A 16,800-nucleotide genomic window follows, 5' to 3' on the forward strand; every position below is an offset into this window, starting at 1 on the left:
GCACGGCCCATCCGTCCGGGACGGCGGGTGGGCCGCGTGATCAGTGGATGGCCGTTTCCAGGATGACGAGAACGACGCCGAACAGGGCACTGCCCGCCGTCTGACGGACGAGGCGCCAGCCGGTCGAACCGGCGGCCAGGCCCGCGCGCAGCCCCCAGAGCGCGAGCAGCACGACGCTTGCCCACAGCGCGATCTCCTGGGCATCGTCGAGGGTCGCGCCGGCGAGGCGGGCCAGCACCAGCACCGCGACCGGCCCGATCGACGCCCGCGCCAGTGGCAAGCTCACCATCAGCGACGCCCACGCCAGGCGGGCGGCGCCCCACGGCCGCAGCGGCCTGGTCGGCTCCGCCGCCTCACCACCCTCATCGGAGCCGAACGGACGCGCGACCGCGTGCGCGTACCCGTGGGCGAGCCAGAAGACGGCAACGGTGACCAGGACATCGACGACCATGTCGGCGAGTGATTCGACGAGCGGATCCTGCGCCGCGATCAGCCCCGCCGTCAGAACCGTCCCGTAGATCCCGTGCTCGGGCCGGGCGGTACGGGCCCGGATGTCGGAGTCGGGCGAGGTATCCACGTGGTTGCGTCCCCCTCGACGTCCAGGCCGATCCGCGGCCGGCACCGGCGGTCCGGGTGTCCGCGGCCGCGCGGACCGGCCGACGTCCATGTTCGGTGGCGGTGGCCCAGCCCGCATGTGCACGGCCGACGCCGCCGACGCGGAAGCTGACCTGGGCATGGTGTGGATCGCGACCGGCCACGAAGGGGTGTGCGGGGTGGGTACGGTCATCGCATGCCGCTGACACATGAGGAGTTCGCCGGACTCACGCATCTGGGTTCGGGCAAGGTCCGGGAGTTGTTCGCCGTCGGGGACGACGCGGTGCTCCTGGTCGCCAGCGACCGCATCTCGGCGTTCGACGTGGTGCTGCCGACGGAGATCCCGGACAAGGGCGCGGTGCTGACCGGGCTGTCGCTGTGGTGGTTCGACCAGCTCGGCGACCTCGTCCCGTCCCACGTCATCAGCTCGAACGTGGACGAGTACCCGGCCGAGCTCGCGCCGTACGCCGAGCAGCTGCGCGGCCGGTCGATGCTGTGCCGCCGCCTGGACATGGTGCTCATCGAGTGTGTCGCCCGCGGCTACCTGACCGGCAGCGGCCTGAAGGACTACCAGCGGACCGGGGCGGTGAGCGGCCATCCGCTGCCCGCCGGGCTGGTGGACGGCAGCCGACTGCCGGCGACGATCTACACGCCGTCGACGAAGGCGCCGATCGGCCAGCACGACGAGAACATCAGCCGGGCTGACGCGGCCGGGCGGGTCGGCGCGGAGCTCGCCGCCGAGCTGGAGCGGCTCACCCTGCAGATCTTCGGGCGGGCCACCGACCTCGCCGCCGAGCGGGGCATCCTGCTCGCGGACACGAAGTTCGAGTTCGGCCACGACGCCGAGGGCACGCTGCGCCTCGCCGACGAGGTGCTGACGCCGGACTCGTCGCGGTTCTGGCCGGAGGACACCTGGTCGCCGGGCGGCGCCCAGCCGTCGTTCGACAAGCAGTACATCCGCGACTACCTGACCAGCACCGGCTGGGACCGCACGGAGCCGGGGCCGGCGCTGCCGGACGACGTCGTCGAGGCGACGCGGGCGCGCTACGTCGAGGCCTACGAGCGGCTGACCGGCATCTCGTTCAAGGACTACCTCTCCACCACCTGAGGCACCGCCGGCGCGCCCCCGACCGGGGTGGGGACAGCCCCACCCCGGTGCGGCGGCTGACCACAGCGCGCAGACGCCGGTTGCCCGCAGCGGGAACTCGGTAGCTCACCGCAGTGACCATGAACGGGCGAAACGAGATCGTCGTTCCATGCGCTCGACACCCCGTTCACCCGCCGCTCCCCCAGCTCACAGGTTCGACAGAGGCCCGGTTGACGCCGGGCCGCCGCGGCGCCCGACCCATCTCGCCGCGCGGGCCGCGCGGTGGAGCGTCCGCCACCGCACGCTGGCCGTCGGCGGGTGGCTGGTGGGCGTCGTCCTCGCGATCGTCATCGGCAGCCTGGTCGGGACCAACTCCCTCAAGGACATCGACTACTCGGTGGGCGAGGACGGTCGCGCCCAGCACATCCTCGCCGAGCACGGTTACGTCGACACGGCCAGCGAGAACGTGCTCATCCAGCGCGCCACCCCCGCGGCCGACGCCCAGACGCTGCTGGCCGACCCGCAGATCCGCGCCACCCTGACCGACGCCGCCGCCCGGATCCGGGCGAGTGGGGTCGCCACCGCGCTGCGCAGCCCGGTGGCGGCGCCGGGGGTCACCGCCGATCCGGGTCTGGTGTCCCACGACCGGCGGTCGGTGCTGCTGACGTTCGACCTCAAGGGCTCGGACGACGACCACGCGTCGGTCGACCCGACGCTGGACGCGGTCGCCGCCGTCCGCGCGGCCCATCCCGGCCTGTCGGTCGAGCAGTTCGGTGACGCCAGCGCCGACAAGGCGCTCAACGCCACCGTCGGCAAGGACTTCCACCGAGCCGAACTGCTCGCGCTTCCGCTGACCCTCGGCATTCTGCTGGCCGTGTTCGGCGCGGTGATCGCCGCGCTGGTGCCGATGGCGCTCGCGATGACCGCGTTCATCGCCTCGATCGGCCTGGTCGCCTTCGTGAGCCGGGCGTTCCCGACGGACTCCACGGCGACCTCCGTCATGCTGCTGATCGGCCTCGCGGTCGGGGTCGACTACGCGCTGTTCTACATCCGCCGGGAGCGGGAGGAGCGCGCCGCCGGCCACGGGCCGGAGCGCGCCCTGGAGATCGCCGCCGAGACGTCCGGACACGCCGTGCTCACCTCCGGTCTGACCGTCGCGGCGTCGCTCGCCGGGCTGTTCATCACCGGGATGGGCGCGTTCACCGGCGTCGCCGTCGGCACAATCATCGTCGTTCTGATCGCCGTGCTCGGCTCACTCACCGCGCTGCCGGCGCTGTTGTCCATGCTCGGTGACCGCGTGGAGATGCTGCGGCTGCCCTGGCGGCGGCGTACCGCGACCTCCCGGCGCGCCCGGCGCGGCCGGCGGGCTCGGCACGGTGAGGTGGACGCGACCACGGTCACCGTGCCCGTCCTCGACCCGCGGGAGGAGCTGCTGCAGCGCCGGCGCGCCTACCAGGCGCATCTGGCGAAGCCCGGACTGATGGGCCGCCTGCTGCGCCGGCCGGGGCTGGTCGCCGCGGTCACGGGGGGTCTGCTGCTCCTGCTGACCCTGCCCACCCTCGGGATGCACACCGCCGAGCAGGGCTTCGACGACATCCCGAAGAAGCTTCCGATCATGAAGACGTACGAGCGGCTGTCCGCCGCCTTCCCCGGCGGCCAGGTCGCGGCGCACGTGATCGTGTCCACCACGGACGGCTCCGCCGTGACCACGCCGCAGGCGACCCAGGCCATCCAGGCGCTGCGCGACCGGGCGCTCGCCACCGGCCGCATGTACGACCCGATCGACGTCACCTTCACCCCCGACCACCAGGTCGCCCGGGTCTCGATCCCGATCACGGGCAGCGGCACGAACGGTGAGTCGATCAGCGCCCTGAAGACGCTGCGGTCCACGGTGATCCCGGCGACCATCGGCGCCGACTCGAACCTGCGGGCCGACGTGACCGGCACGACCGCCGGTTCCGCGGACTTCAACCAGCGGCTGAAGACCCGCACCCCGCTGGTGATCGCCTTCGTCATGGTGCTCGCGTTCGGGCTGCTGCTGGGCGCGTTCCGCAGCGCGCTGATCGCCCTGGTCGCCGTCGGGCTCAACCTGCTGTCGGTCGGCGCGTCGTACGGCCTGCTCGTGGCGGTCTTCCAGCACCACTGGGCCGACGGGCTGCTCGGCTACACCTCCACCGGGGCGGTCACCAACTGGCTGCCACTGATGCTGTTCGTGATCCTGTTCGGCCTGTCCATGGACTACCAGGTCTTCGTGCTCAGCCGGGTCAAGGAGGCGCGCGACGCCGGCCTGTCCATGCGGGACGCGGTCACGGTCGGCGTGCGGCGCAGCGCCGGCGTGGTCACGAGCGCGGCGGTCATCATGGTCGCGGTCTTCTCGATCTTCGCGACGCTGTCGCAGGTCAGCATGAAGCAGCTCGGCGTCGGCCTCGGGGCCGCGATCCTCATCGACGCCACGCTCATCCGGGTGGTGCTCATGCCGGCGGTGCTCACTCTGCTCGGCGACCGCCTGTGGCGCGGCCCGCGGTCCGGCTCGGAACGGGACTCGGAACGGGACGACGACGCCCAGGCCGAACTGCCCCACCAGCCGGCTGCCGCGGAAGGCCGCTCGGGCGGATTCCCGGCGCGGCCGGCCGACGAGTGGCGCCGCGAGGGTGCGGTCCAGATGGCGCGGCCCAGGCCGGACTATCCGACGCCGCGCTGGGCGCTGCCGCCGAACTGATCCGCACGGCTGACAGGCCGCCGGTCGGACCGAGCGGGTCTCGGTCCGACCGGCGGCCTCGTCGTGTCACCGATGCGGCCACGGGTGGGTGTCACCGGGTCACCGGTGTGCTGTGGCAGCGTCAAGATGGGCCCGTGACCAGCACGCTCGGGGGCCCGTCCGGCCGAGGGCAGTACGGCTCACAGTGAGTCGCGGGAGGCGTTGCAGGGGAGTTACAGTGTCGCTCGACGTCCGGTACCCCACCCGAGGACTGGAACGGAAGCCCATGAGCATCGTCCTGCCCGGCGCGGCCGACCGCGCCCAGCAATTCGGTCGCCTCGGCGACTCTCCCCCGGCCGCCGCGCCGCCCGCGACCGTGCCCACCCCGGCCACCACAGCCACCGCGACGACTGGCGTCCACGCGCCAGCCAGGCCGATCCCGCCGCCCCGCGCCGGCCAGCCGACGGTCGCCCGTGACCGGGCCGAGCTGCGGGCCGCCCTCGCCACGGCGGACCGGACGGTCCGCGCCGTCGTCATGACCATGGGTGCTCTGCACGAGGGTCATGCCACCCTGCTGCGCGCCGCCCGCGCCCAGGCCGACCAGCTGGTGGCGACGATCTTCGTCAATCCGCTGCAGTTCGGCGCCGGCGAGGATCTCGACCGCTACCCGCGCACGTTCGAGGCGGACCTCGAGCTGTGCGCCCGGGAGGGCGTCGACGTCGTGTTCGCGCCGATGGTGATCCACGAGGTGCCGCCGATGGTCCGCCTCAGCGCCGGGCCGCTCGGCGAGATCCTCGAGGGCGCGTCCCGGCCCGGCCACTTCGACGGGATGCTCACCCTCGTCGGGACCATGCTGCACCTGGTCCGGGCGGACCTGGCCTTCTTCGGCCGCAAGGACGCCCAGCAGCTCGTCTGCATCCGGCGGATGGTCGCCGACCTGGCGTTCGACGTGTCGGTGATCGGCGTGGACACGGTGCGCGAGCCCGACGGCCTCGCCCTGTCCAGCCGCAACGCCTACCTCACCGCCGGGCAGCGAGCCGACGCGCTCGCGCTGTCGCGGGCCCTGGCCGCGGGCGCGGCGGCGGCGGACGCCGGGGGCGGGCCCGCAGCCGTGCTCCAGGCCGCCCGGGCCGTGCTCGACGTGGCCGCCGGCGTCGACGTCGACTACCTGGAACTGGCCGGCCCTGATGATCTGGGGCCGGTGACCGCTGGACCCGCGCTGCTGCTCGTCGCCGCCCGGGTGGGAACCACCCGTCTGATCGACAACATCTCTCTCGTTCTGCCCGCCGACTGTCCGGGAGTCTGATCGTGTTGCGCACCATGCTCACCGCCAAGATCCACCGGGCCACGGTGACCCAGGCCGACCTGAACTACGTGGGGTCGGTGACGATCGACGCCGACCTGCTCGACGCCGCGGGCCTGCTGCCCGGCGAACAGGTGACGATCGTCGACATCAACAACGGCGCCCGGCTGGAGACGTACACGATCCCCGGCCCCGCGGGCAGCGGCGTGATCGGCATCAACGGCGCGGCGGCCCGCCTGGTCCACCCGGGCGACCTCGTCATCATCATCGCCTACGGGATCATGGAAGACGCGGAGGCACGTACCCATACCCCCCGGGTGCTGTTCGTCGACGCCGAGAACCGGATCATCGGCACCGGCGACGACCCGGCCGAGGCCCTGCCGGGCGACCCGGCGAGCCTGCGGGGCGACATCCCGACGCCGTCCCGGCCGACCCCGTCCCGGCCGACCCCGACCCGGCCGACCCCGAATCCGACGCCGACGCCGACGCCGGTCCACGCCGGTGTCAGGCTCGGCGTGCGCGCCGCGACCGTGCCCGCCAACGGAACAGCCATGGCCCCCCGATGACCGTGCTCCCCTGCCGGCTCGGCGCGCCCCGCCCGGGGTGGAGCCTCGCCGCGGACCTCGTCGTCATCGGCTCGGGCATCGCCGGCCTGACCGCCGTCCTGGCGGCCCGCCGCGAGCTGCCCGCGGCCCGCGTGCTGCTGGTCACCAAGGCGAACCTGGACGCCGGCTCCACCCGCTGGGCGCAGGGCGGCATCGCCGCGGCCCTCGCGGCGGAGGACTCACCCGCCGATCACCTGGCGGACACCCTCGTCGCCGGCGTCGGCCTGTGCGACGCGCAGGCCGCCCAGGTGCTGGTCGACGAGGGCCCGGCGCGGGTCCGGGAGCTCGCCGAGCTCGGCGCGCGGTTCGACCTGGCCGCCGACGGCTCGTTCGCGCTGACCCGCGAGGGCGGCCACCTGCGTAACCGGATCATCCACGCCGGCGGCGACGCCACCGGGCTGGAGGTCGAACGTGCGCTGATCACCGCAGTGCGGGCGGACCCGTCGATCGAGGTGATCGAGAACGCCCTCGTCCTCGACCTGCTGCTGGACGCCGACGGCCGGGCCGCAGGGGCGACCCTGCACGTGCTCGGCGAGGGCAGCCAGGACGGTGTCGGCGCGGTCACCGCGCCGGCGGTGGTGCTGGCGACCGGCGGGATGGGGCAGATCTTCGCGTCGACCACCAATCCGGGAGTGTCGACGGGCGACGGGGTCGCGCTCGCCCTGCGGGCCGGCGCCGTCGTCGCCGACCTGGAGTTCGTCCAGTTCCACCCGACGTCGCTGTGGCTGCCGCCGGCGGACGCCACCGGGCGGCTCGGCGACCAGCAGCCGCTGGTCAGCGAGGCGATGCGCGGCGAGGGCGCCGTCCTCGTCGACGCCGACGGCAACCGCGTGATGACGGGGGCCCATCCGCTGGCCGATCTCGCTCCCCGCGACGTCGTCACGAAGCAGATGTCCCGCGTGATGGCGGCGCGAGGCGTGGACCACCTCTTCCTGGACGCGCGGGGGATCGGCGCGTCGACCATCGAGCACCGGTTCCCGTCGATCACCGCCCGTTGCCGCTCGATCGGCGTGGATCCCGTGACCATGCCGATTCCGGTCGCGCCGGCCGCCCACTACGCCTCCGGCGGCGTGCGCACGGACCTGTGGGGGCGCACGACCGTCCCCGGTCTGTACGCCTGCGGCGAGGTGGCCTGCACCGGCGTGCACGGCGCCAACCGGCTCGCCTCGAACAGCCTGCTGGAGGGCCTGGTCTTCGCCGCCCGCATCGCCCAGCACATCGCCGGCGGCGAGGCCCGGCGCGGCGACGCGGTGCCGGCCGCGCCCGTCGTCGGGCGGGGCAGCGGGTTGACCGACCCGGCCGAGCGCTCCGACCTGGCCAGGGCGATGACCGACGGTGCCGGGGTGCTGCGCAGCGCCGACAGCCTGCGGGCAACCGCGAAGGTGCTCGCCGGCCTCGGCGACCTGCGGGTCAGCGGGGCGACGGTCACCGCCGGGCCGCCGGCCTGGGAGATGACGAACCTGCGCACCGTCGCCACGGCGCTGGTCGCCGCGGCGGCCACCCGCACGGAGACCCGCGGCTCCCACTGGCGGGAGGACTTCGGCGAACGCGATGACGAGCACTGGCTCGGCCGCATCCTCACCCGGCTCGGACCGGAGGGCGAGCTCGTCATCGACGTCGAGCCGATCACCGTCGCTCCGATCGGAGCCGCCTCATGAGCGGCACCGACAGCGCCTGGACCGACACACACACCGGGCGGCTCTCGCCGACCACCCGCAGTGCCCTGGTCGTCGCCGGTCTCGATCCCGAAAGTGTCGTCGCCGTGATCGTCCGGGCCCTCGCCGAGGACCTGCCCGGCTGGGGCCTCGCGGACCCGGCGCCGGGCACCGACGAGCCCGGCGCGGTCGACGCCACCTCGGCGGCGACCGTCGACGCCGCCCTGGTCGGCCATGGTGGCCTGGTCAGCCGGGCGACGGGCACGGTCGCCGGACTGCCGGTGCTCGCCGCGGTGTTCGAGGCCGTGCTCGGCCGGGCGGTCACCGTCACCCTGCTCGCCCAGGACGGCGACGCGGTCACGCCGGGCACGACCGTCGCCCGGGTGAACGGCCCGGTCCGGGGCCTGCTCACCGCCGAGCGCTCCGCGCTGAACCTGCTGTGCCACCTCTCCGGCGTGGCCACGCAGACCCGGGCCTGGGTCGACGCGATCGCCGGCACCGGCGCGGCCATCCGGGACACCCGCAAGACGCTGCCCGGCCTGCGGGCCCTGGAGAAGTACGCGGTGCGCTGCGGCGGCGGTGTCAACCACCGGATGTCGCTGGCCGACGCCGCCCTCATCAAGGACAACCACGTGGTGGCCGCCGGCGGAGTGGCGGCGGCCTTCGCGGCGGTGCGGGCCCGGTTCCCGCACCTGCCGGTCGAGGTCGAGTGCGACACCGTCGACCAGGTCGGCGAGGCCGTCGAAGCGGGCGCCGACCTCATCCTGTGCGACAACATGAGCCTCGCGGAGCTGCGCGCCAGCGTCGCGATCGCCCGACCGGCCGGCGTCCGGCTGGAGGCCAGCGGGGGGCTGACCCTGCAGGTGGCGGCCGACGTCGCGGCGACCGGTGTGGACTATCTTGCGGTCGGTGCCCTGACGCATTCGGCGCCCGCCCTCGATCTCGGACTCGACCTCGAGCCAGGTCGGCCGCCGGTGCCGGTCAGCGCGGGTGCGCCGCCGAGGGGTTCGACCGTGGAGGAGTCCTGATGCTGCTCGCCATCGACGTCGGTAACACCAACACCGTCGTCGGCGTCTTCGCCGGTGAGGACCTCGTCGACTCCTGGCGGGTCCGCACCGACCCGCACGCCACCTCCGACGAGCTGGTCCTGCTCTACCGCGGGCTGCTCGGCGACTATCAGATCACCGGGGTGTCGATCTGCTCGACCGTCCCCGCGGCGCTGCGGGAGCTGCGCCGCATGGTGGTGCGGGCGTTCCGCGACACCCCGGTCGTGATCGTCGAGCCCGGGACCCGCACCGGGGTGCCGATCCTCATCGACAACCCGAAGGAGGCCGGCGCCGACCGCATCATGAACACGCTGGCCGCCTACCACCTGTACGGCGGACCGGCGATCGTGGTCGATTTCGGGACGTCCACGAACCTCGACGTCGTGTCGGCGCGTGGCGAGTTCGTGGGCGGCGCGCTCGCCCCCGGCATCGAGATCGCGCTCGACGCGCTGGCGTCGCGGGCGGCGCAGCTTCGCAAGGTGGAGCTCACCCCGCCGCGCTCGGTCATCGGCCGAGGCACCGTCGAGGCACTCCAGTCCGGCATGATCTACGGCGTCGCCGGCCAGGTGGACGGTCTGGTCCGCAGGATCCGGGCCGAACTCGGCGCGCACGCCACGGCGATCGCCACCGGCGGACTCGCGTCGCTCGTCCTCAAGGAGAGCGAAACCCTCGACCAGCACGAGCCACATCTGACCCTCATCGGTCTGCGGCTGGTCTTCGAGAAGAACACCTGACTTTTCCCGGCCAGCCGGACTCGTTCCCGCTCGGCCGTTGAATCCCGAGGATGGCCGTCCTTTCGTGGCCTATCCGCTGGACCTGGGAAACCACCGGTCCCGGACCACCAGTCGGGCTAATTCGGTCGGGTCGGGCGAGTGACGTCCGACAAACGACAACCTCCCCGTCCGGGGGTGCGGGGACGGCCCAGCCGGATATCCTTCCAGGCTATGCGGGATCGATACCCGGCGACCTCGGCGGGGCGCCATCCCGGCCGGTGTGCGTTCGCCGTCCGGCCGATTGCGATCGCCCTGGCCACCGTATTTCTGGCCACGGCCGCGACGGTGTCGGCCGGTTGGGGCGACCCGGTCCTGGCGACGCCTGGCGGGCGCACACTGGCAGCGCTCGGGGACTCCTACTCCTCCGGCGAGGGCAGCCCGCCGTTCGACGCCATCGACCCGCGTTGCCGACGCAGCGCCCAGGCCTGGCCGCGGCAGCTGACCGAGAAGGACCCGTCGATCTCGCTGACGCTGTTCGCGGCCTGCTCCGGCGCGACCACCGACGCCCTGACCGGCTCTTTCAAGGGCGACGACCCGCAGCTCACCCAGTTGCGGCACCTGCCCACCGCGCCGGACATCGTCACGATCACGATCGGCGGCAACGACGCCGACTTCAGCGGCGTGATCATAAGCTGCTTCACGTGGAAGTGCTTCTGGGACGGCAAGGACAAACGGGAGCGCGACCTCATCAACAAGACGCTTCCCGGCAAGCTGACCGCGAGCTACGCCGCACTCAAGGCAGCCGCATCGCACGCGAGAATTCTCGTGGTCGGATATCCCGACGTTTTTCCGACCAGTCAGCGCAAGAACACCTGTAAATGGCTGAGCAGTACCGAGCGACGCCAGCTGACCAGTTTGAACAGCCTGCTGAACCGGGTGATACGGCGGGCGGCCCGGGACGCGGACGTCGAGTTCGTCTCCACCGACCGGGCGCTGCGCGGCCACGAGATGTGCACGAAGGACTCCTGGGTCGCCCCGGTGGGCGTGTTCTCCCCCGCCCGCGATCTCAGCGCCCATCCGACCCCGCAGGGCCAGCAGGCGATCGCCGAAGCCGTGAACCACTACCTTGCCACCGACAGCCGCTGACCCACGACGTCCCGCCGCGTGGGGGACAGTCAGTGGACATCTCGTGGCGTGATTTTCGCAACGCTCCGGGACCGGGATCGCCCGCGTCAGACGAAGGAGCGCAGCAGATCATGGCCGCCGACGGAGACCGGGGCGGACGCCACACCATGCTGAAATGACTGAAAGAATTTTTGCCACTACCGTGAGAGACCAGCCCGAACGCCCATCCGTCCGGCCCGCCCTCCCGACAGGGCGTCCCAGAAATGGGCATAGGCGACAATAGGGTCAGCGCGCCCAGAACCCGGCACCTCTGGCCAGTCCATTTGACTACCGGCATGAAGTTAGGCTTACCTAACCACATGCCAAGCTCGATGCATCGCGGCCAGCCGGCCCAGCGCCCGAGGCCGCACTCCCAGTGGTGCCGTCCGGCCGCGGGCTGCCGCCAACCCGCGGCGCCCCGCCCTGACCCGGCTCGGCGCAGTCACCGGTTCCGGCAGTGAGGCCGCCCCTCGACGCGGCCCCCGCGGTGGGATCGCGGCTGATGGCCGAGATCCCCACGGTCGCGACCGGTTCGGCCCCGGACCGCACCCGGACCGCCGCCCCGCGTCCTTCCCAGCCCGTCGGCCGCCTCGGCCGCCTCGGCCGCCTCGGCCACGCCGGCGCCAGCGGTGCCGAGGTGGCCGACGTGCTGTCTCCGCGCGGGCTCGACCTCGGCCGGCCGGCCGGGCCCGACTGGGCCGACTGCGCCTTCCACTCCAGCCGGCAGGGCGTGGAGCGGTCCCTGGAGCGGGTCCGTGCCGCGCACGACGCGACGGACGAGGTCGCCGCGAGCTACCTGGCCAACTGGTACGCGGCCGGCGTGGTCGGCCCGGCGATCGCGTCCTACGTGCTGCTCCGCCGGGTCCCGGCGCTCGATGCCACGGGGATGTCGATGCACTGGCTCGACAGCGGATGGTTCGACCGGACCGCGCTGCACCGCCACGATGTCACCGTTCTGTCCGGCGACCCGCTTGCGCGCGGCCTGACCGCGGGCACGCCAGGCTCCGTCCCCACCGCCGCCCCGGGGACGGAGCCACGGGAGACAGTCCGGGTCGTGCCCGACGGCGACGCGCTGCGCGACGTCCTGGTCGAGGCGATCCTCGACCACCTCGGGCCGTTCGTCGGCGAACTGCGGGCGCGGGTACGCCTCGGCCTGCCGGCACTGTGGGGCGCGGTGGCCGGGCAGTGCGCCCGAGCGTTCCTCCTGACCGAACGCGCAACCGGGGATCCGGCCACGGGACGCGACGAGGCCGACGCCTTCTTCGAACGGGCCTCGCCGACCCTGCGGGCCCGGCCCCGCTGGCACGAGTTCGTCCATCGGGGTCGGCCCTACGTCGGGATGCGCTGCGGTTCCTGCTGCCTGGCCCATCGCCTCGGCGACGAGCACTGCACGACCTGTCCGTTCACGGACGACAGCGAGCGGGAACGGCGCATGCGGGCCTGGATCGACACACAGGGTCACGGAGGACTCGCTGTGTGAGCCGGCCACAGATCGTCAATGCAGATGCTGCGGACGTAAAGTAGTTAGATGAAAACGTCTAGCTAACGACACAGAGGCGGAGCCCCATTTTAGCAACCTACAGAGACGATCTATTGTCATAGCGTCACATGTGTGCCTTGAATCACAACGAGAGGCCCCTTGCCGTCAACTACCGTCGACACCGAGAGGAAGCCGGCCCATCAGCGGAAGCCGGCCCGGGGGCGCGATCACGCCCTCCCGGAGGGTCGCGTGGCGGCGGCCCCAGGGGGTTCGCGTCGTTCTGCTCTTGGCGGAACGACGTGACGGAATCATGGTTGGTCAGCCACCGTTGACCCAGGCGTCTCCGCTGGTGGGAACGGTCGTCAAGCCGATCCTCCGTCCTCGACGATGCGGGCGGAACCGGCGGGTAGGTTTCTGTTCGATGCGTGAGGACATGCCTCGGCGGAGCTAGCATGCGGATACCGGCTGTCGTGTGGTCGGTCGCAGCTCGAAGGAGCGCACATGTTCGAGAGATTCACCGACCGGGCACGTCGGGTCGTCGTCCTGGCTCAAGAAGAGGCCAGGATGCTCAACCACAACTACATCGGGACCGAGCACATCCTGCTGGGCCTGATCCACGAGGGCGAGGGCGTCGCCGCCAAGGCCCTCGAGTCCCTCGGCATCTCCCTTGAGGGTGTGCGGTCGCAGGTCGAGGAGATCATCGGCCAGGGCCAGCAGGCGCCGAGCGGGCACATCCCGTTCACGCCGCGTGCGAAGAAGGTCCTGGAGCTCTCGCTTCGGGAAGCCCTGCAGCTCGGCCACAACTACATCGGCACGGAGCACATCCTGCTCGGCCTGATCCGCGAGGGCGAGGGCGTCGCCGCCCAGGTGCTCGTGAAGCTCGGCGCCGACCTCAACCGCGTGCGCCAGCAGGTCATCCAGCTTCTGTCGGGCTACCAGGGCAAGGGCGAGACGGCGACCTCCGGCGCCCCCGCCGAGGGCACCCCCTCCACCTCCCTGGTGCTCGACCAGTTCGGCCGCAACCTCACCGCCGCGGCGCGCGAGTCCAAACTCGACCCGGTCATCGGGCGCGAGAAGGAGATCGAGCGCGTCATGCAGGTGCTGTCGCGCCGGACCAAGAACAACCCGGTCCTGATCGGCGAGCCCGGTGTCGGCAAGACCGCCGTCGTCGAGGGCCTGGCGCAGGCGATCGTCAAGGGCGAGGTGCCCGAGACCCTGAAGGACAAGCAGCTCTACACCCTCGACCTCGGCGCGCTGGTCGCCGGTTCCCGCTACCGCGGTGACTTCGAGGAGCGGCTGAAGAAGGTCCTCAAGGAGATCCGCACCCGCGGCGACATCATCCTGTTCATCGACGAGCTGCACACGCTGGTCGGCGCGGGCGCCGCCGAGGGCGCGATCGACGCCGCGTCGATCCTCAAGCCGATGCTGGCCCGCGGTGAGCTGCAGACGATCGGTGCCACCACCCTAGACGAGTACCGCAAGCACCTGGAGAAGGACGCGGCCCTCGAGCGCCGCTTCCAGCCGATCCAGGTCGCGGAGCCGTCGGTGGCGCACACCATCGAGATCCTCAAGGGCCTGCGCGACCGGTACGAGGCGCACCACCGCGTGTCGATCACCGACGCCGCCCTGGTCGCCGCCGCGTCGCTGGCCGACCGCTACATCTCCGACCGCTTCCTGCCGGACAAGGCGATCGACCTGATCGACGAGGCCGGGTCCCGGATGCGCATCCGCCGGATGACCGCGCCGCCGGACCTGCGCGAGTTCGACGAGCGCATCGCGAACGTCCGCCGGGACAAGGAGTCCGCGATCGACGCACAGGACTTCGAGAAGGCCGCCTCGCTGCGCGACAAGGAGAAGACCCTCCTCTCGGAGAAGGCCAAGCGGGAGAAGGAGTGGAAGGCCGGCGACATGGACGTCGTCGCCGAGGTGGGCGACGAGGAGATCGCCGAGGTCCTCGCCATCTGGACGGGCATCCCGGTCTTCAAGCTCACCGAGGAGGAGACCGCCCGCCTCCTGCGCATGGAAGACGAGCTGCACAAGCGGGTCATCGGCCAGCAGCAGGCCATCAAGGCCGTCTCCCAGGCCATCCGGCGTACCCGCGCCGGCCTGAAGGACCCCAAGCGCCCCGGCGGTTCGTTCATCTTCGCCGGCCCGTCCGGTGTCGGTAAGACCGAGCTCTCGAAGACGCTCGCCGAGTTCCTCTTCGGCGACGAGGACGCGCTCATCCAGCTCGACATGTCCGAGTACATGGAGAAGCACACCGTCTCGCGGCTGGTGGGCTCCCCGCCCGGATACGTCGGTTACGAGGAGGGCGGCCAGCTCACCGAGCGGGTCCGGCGCAAGCCGTTCTCGGTCGTCCTGTTCGACGAGGTCGAGAAGGCACACCCGGACGTCTTCAACACGCTCCTGCAGATCCTGGAGGACGGTCGCCTGACCGACTCCCAGGGCCGGCTGGTCGACTTCAAGAACACTGTCCTGATCATGACGTCGAACCTGGGCACCCGCGACATCTCCAAGGGCCCGGGCATCGGCTTCGCGACCGGCCAGGGCGCGGTCGACTACGAGCGGATGAAGGCCAAGGTCCAGGACGAGCTCAAGCAGCACTTCCGGCCTGAGTTCCTGAACCGGATCGACGACATCATCGTCTTCCACCAGCTCTCCGAGAACGAGATCATCCGGATCGTCGACCTGATGCTGGCCCGGGTCGACATCCAGCTGAAGAACAAGGACATGGCCCTGGAGCTCACGTCGGCGGCCAAGGCGCTGCTGGCGAAGAAGGGCTACGACCCGGTGCTCGGCGCTCGGCCGCTGCGTCGGACGATTCAGCGGGAGATCGAGGACGTCCTCTCCGAGAAGATCCTGTACGGCACGCTCAAGCCGGGCGAGATCGTCGTCGGTGACGTCGAGGGTGAGGGCGAGAGCGCGAAGTTCATCTTCCGCGGCGAGACCAAGCCGAACCAGGTGCCCGACGCGCCCCCGGTCGACCTGGCGAAGTCGAGCGAGTAAGGCGGCTTCCCACCGGACCGTCCGCGCGGCGGTCCGGCCCGCAATGCCGAGCGGCTGAGCCCCGGAGCCCCACAGTGGGTTTCGGGGCTCAGCCGTATGCGCTCCAGGCGAGGCTCGCGGCGAGGCCGAGGGCGGCCAGGCCGATCACCGCCCGCAGAATGTCGGCCGGCAGCCGCCGCACGATCACCGGTCCGACCACCCCGCCGACCAGCAGCCCGGCGGCGAGCGGCGCCACGGCCGCCCACCGCACCGGACCGAAGGCGGCAAAACCGGCTGCGGCGACAAGGTTCGCGAATCCCGACGACACGTTCTTGATCGCATTGACCCGTGTCAACGGCTCCGGAATCGCGACCGCCAGTACCGCGAGCAGTGCGATCCCGCCGCCAGCCCCGAAGTAGCCCAGGTAGACCCCGGTCGCCAGGACCGCGGCGAGCACCGCCGGGCCGTCCTCCGCCGGCCGGCGCCCCCGGCGGGCGAGCAGCCGCGGCTGCCCCCACAGCAACACCGAGGATCCGGCGATGAGGATCGGCACCGCCCGTTCGAAGGCGGATGCCGGCAAGGTGAGCAACAGGGCCGCGCCCACCGCGCCGCCGACGAAGGTCGCGGTGCCGAACCGACCGACCCGCCTGGACTGACCAGCCAGTTCGGGACGTGAACCAACAGCGGCGCCGACCGCGACGAACAGCAGCGCCGTGGTGTTGGTGACGTTCGCGGCCAGCGGTGTCAGCCCGGTGACCAGCAGCGCCGGATAGGACACCAGGGAGGCGAGACCGGCGACGGTGCTGGAGATGCCGGCCAGGATGCCAGCGCCCACCAGCAGCGCGACGTCGCCGAAGGTCATGGACCCTCCTCTGTGATCGGCGGACGCGGCGGGAGACCGCGCGTCGCGGGCCCGGGGCCGAGACCCCGTATGCTCACCGGCTGGGCCGTGGGAAGGCAGGCGGGTCCGGTGCGGCAACGGATCCGGGGCGTGGCTGACCGGCTGCGATCGATCCCCGTTCGACGAGCGCGGGTGCTCGGTCCGCCGGGTGGAGGCGGCCGCGACCCGAACGTATCGGTGCTTTCGTTCGCGCGACCAGGTCCGAGACCGCATTCTCCCCGGCGGGCCGGCAGTTTCCGCCGCGATCGCCCACGGTGACGAAATACCGGCCAAGATGCGGGCCGCGAATACCGACCGTTCATGAACCGCGGAGCACCGCTCCCCGACGTCGCCATCGCGAGATCTACCCGGGTGGCAACAAACCCGAGGGAACGTTTCCTGGCGCCCGGCGCGAACGTCGGTCGCAAGCCAGAATGCAGCGGCACTCAGCGGCAGTACTCTGCACATGCCGCTGCACGGCCAGGATGCGTGGCAGCACCCGCTGCGCCGCAGGGCAAAACCCTCGGTGAGTACTCGGCTGGCCGACCAGAACCCCGAACGGGACCACACCGTTTCCCACCGGGCAGCCG

12 protein-coding genes are annotated in these 16,800 nt (G+C 72.0%); 10 read left to right on the forward strand and 2 right to left on the reverse strand.

Going from position 1 to position 16,800, the window contains the following annotated elements; all coding sequences use genetic code 11:
- Nucleotides 1-40: 40 nt before the first annotated feature.
- Complete coding sequence (locus tag MXD60_RS06770; protein ID WP_248818112.1) at nt 41-577, reverse strand: hypothetical protein; 537 nt, start codon at nt 575-577, stop codon at nt 41-43.
- A 213-nt stretch (nt 578-790) separates the two neighbouring features.
- Here MXD60_RS06770 and MXD60_RS06775 point away from each other — a divergent pair, with 213 nt between their 5' ends.
- The 10 genes from MXD60_RS06775 (at nt 791) to MXD60_RS06820 (ending at nt 15,351) form a co-directional block, all read left to right on the forward strand.
- Nucleotides 791-1,702 (forward strand): phosphoribosylaminoimidazolesuccinocarboxamide synthase, encoded by a 912-nt coding sequence (locus MXD60_RS06775; protein WP_248818113.1) that lies wholly within the window; start codon nt 791-793, stop codon nt 1,700-1,702.
- Nucleotides 1,703-1,850: 148 nt separating this feature from the next.
- Nucleotides 1,851-4,400 carry an MMPL family transporter gene (locus MXD60_RS06780; protein ID WP_283097933.1) on the forward strand — a complete coding sequence of 850 codons (2,550 nt, stop codon included), beginning with the start codon at nt 1,851-1,853 and terminating at the stop codon, nt 4,398-4,400.
- A gap of 265 nt (nt 4,401-4,665) precedes the next feature.
- Nucleotides 4,666-5,685, forward strand: coding sequence for a pantoate--beta-alanine ligase (gene panC, locus MXD60_RS06785; RefSeq protein WP_248818115.1), 1,020 nt, complete (start codon nt 4,666-4,668; stop codon nt 5,683-5,685).
- 2 nt (nt 5,686-5,687) lie between these two features.
- Nucleotides 5,688-6,248, forward strand: coding sequence for an aspartate 1-decarboxylase (panD, locus tag MXD60_RS06790; protein ID WP_248818116.1), 561 nt, complete (start codon nt 5,688-5,690; stop codon nt 6,246-6,248).
- Nucleotides 6,245-7,945: an L-aspartate oxidase gene (locus MXD60_RS06795; protein ID WP_248818117.1), complete on the forward strand. Its 1,701-nt coding sequence runs from the start codon at nt 6,245-6,247 to the stop codon at nt 7,943-7,945. Before panD ends, MXD60_RS06795 begins: the two co-directional genes overlap by 4 nt.
- On the forward strand, nt 7,942-8,970 hold the full coding sequence (gene nadC, locus MXD60_RS06800) for a carboxylating nicotinate-nucleotide diphosphorylase (RefSeq protein ID WP_248818118.1): 1,029 nt from the start codon (nt 7,942-7,944) through the stop codon (nt 8,968-8,970). Before MXD60_RS06795 ends, nadC begins: the two co-directional genes overlap by 4 nt.
- On the forward strand, nt 8,970-9,722 hold the full coding sequence (locus MXD60_RS06805) for a type III pantothenate kinase (protein WP_248818119.1): 753 nt from the start codon (nt 8,970-8,972) through the stop codon (nt 9,720-9,722). The genes nadC and MXD60_RS06805 overlap by 1 nt, the downstream gene beginning before the upstream one ends.
- Before the next feature lie 324 nt (nt 9,723-10,046).
- Nucleotides 10,047-10,847 (forward strand): SGNH/GDSL hydrolase family protein, encoded by an 801-nt coding sequence (locus tag MXD60_RS06810; RefSeq protein WP_248818120.1) that lies wholly within the window; start codon nt 10,047-10,049, stop codon nt 10,845-10,847.
- 520 nt (nt 10,848-11,367) lie between these two features.
- Complete coding sequence (locus MXD60_RS06815) at nt 11,368-12,345, forward strand: (2Fe-2S)-binding protein (protein ID WP_248818121.1); 978 nt, start codon at nt 11,368-11,370, stop codon at nt 12,343-12,345.
- Nucleotides 12,346-12,846: 501 nt separating this feature from the next.
- The gene (locus MXD60_RS06820; RefSeq protein ID WP_248818122.1) at nt 12,847-15,351 is read left to right on the forward strand and encodes an ATP-dependent Clp protease ATP-binding subunit; all 2,505 of its coding nucleotides are present in this window, start codon (nt 12,847-12,849) and stop codon (nt 15,349-15,351) included.
- An 88-nt stretch (nt 15,352-15,439) separates the two neighbouring features.
- On the opposite strand, the gene MXD60_RS06825 is transcribed toward MXD60_RS06820, so the two are convergent.
- Nucleotides 15,440-16,192, reverse strand: a complete 753-nt coding sequence (locus MXD60_RS06825) for a sulfite exporter TauE/SafE family protein (RefSeq protein ID WP_248818123.1) — start codon at nt 16,190-16,192, stop codon at nt 15,440-15,442.
- Between the last annotated feature and the right edge of the window lie 608 nt (nt 16,193-16,800).

Origin of the sequence: Frankia sp. AgB32, from assembly GCF_023243045.1 — a bacterium.
In the GTDB taxonomy this organism is placed as follows: domain Bacteria; phylum Actinomycetota; class Actinomycetes; order Frankiales; family Frankiaceae; genus Frankia.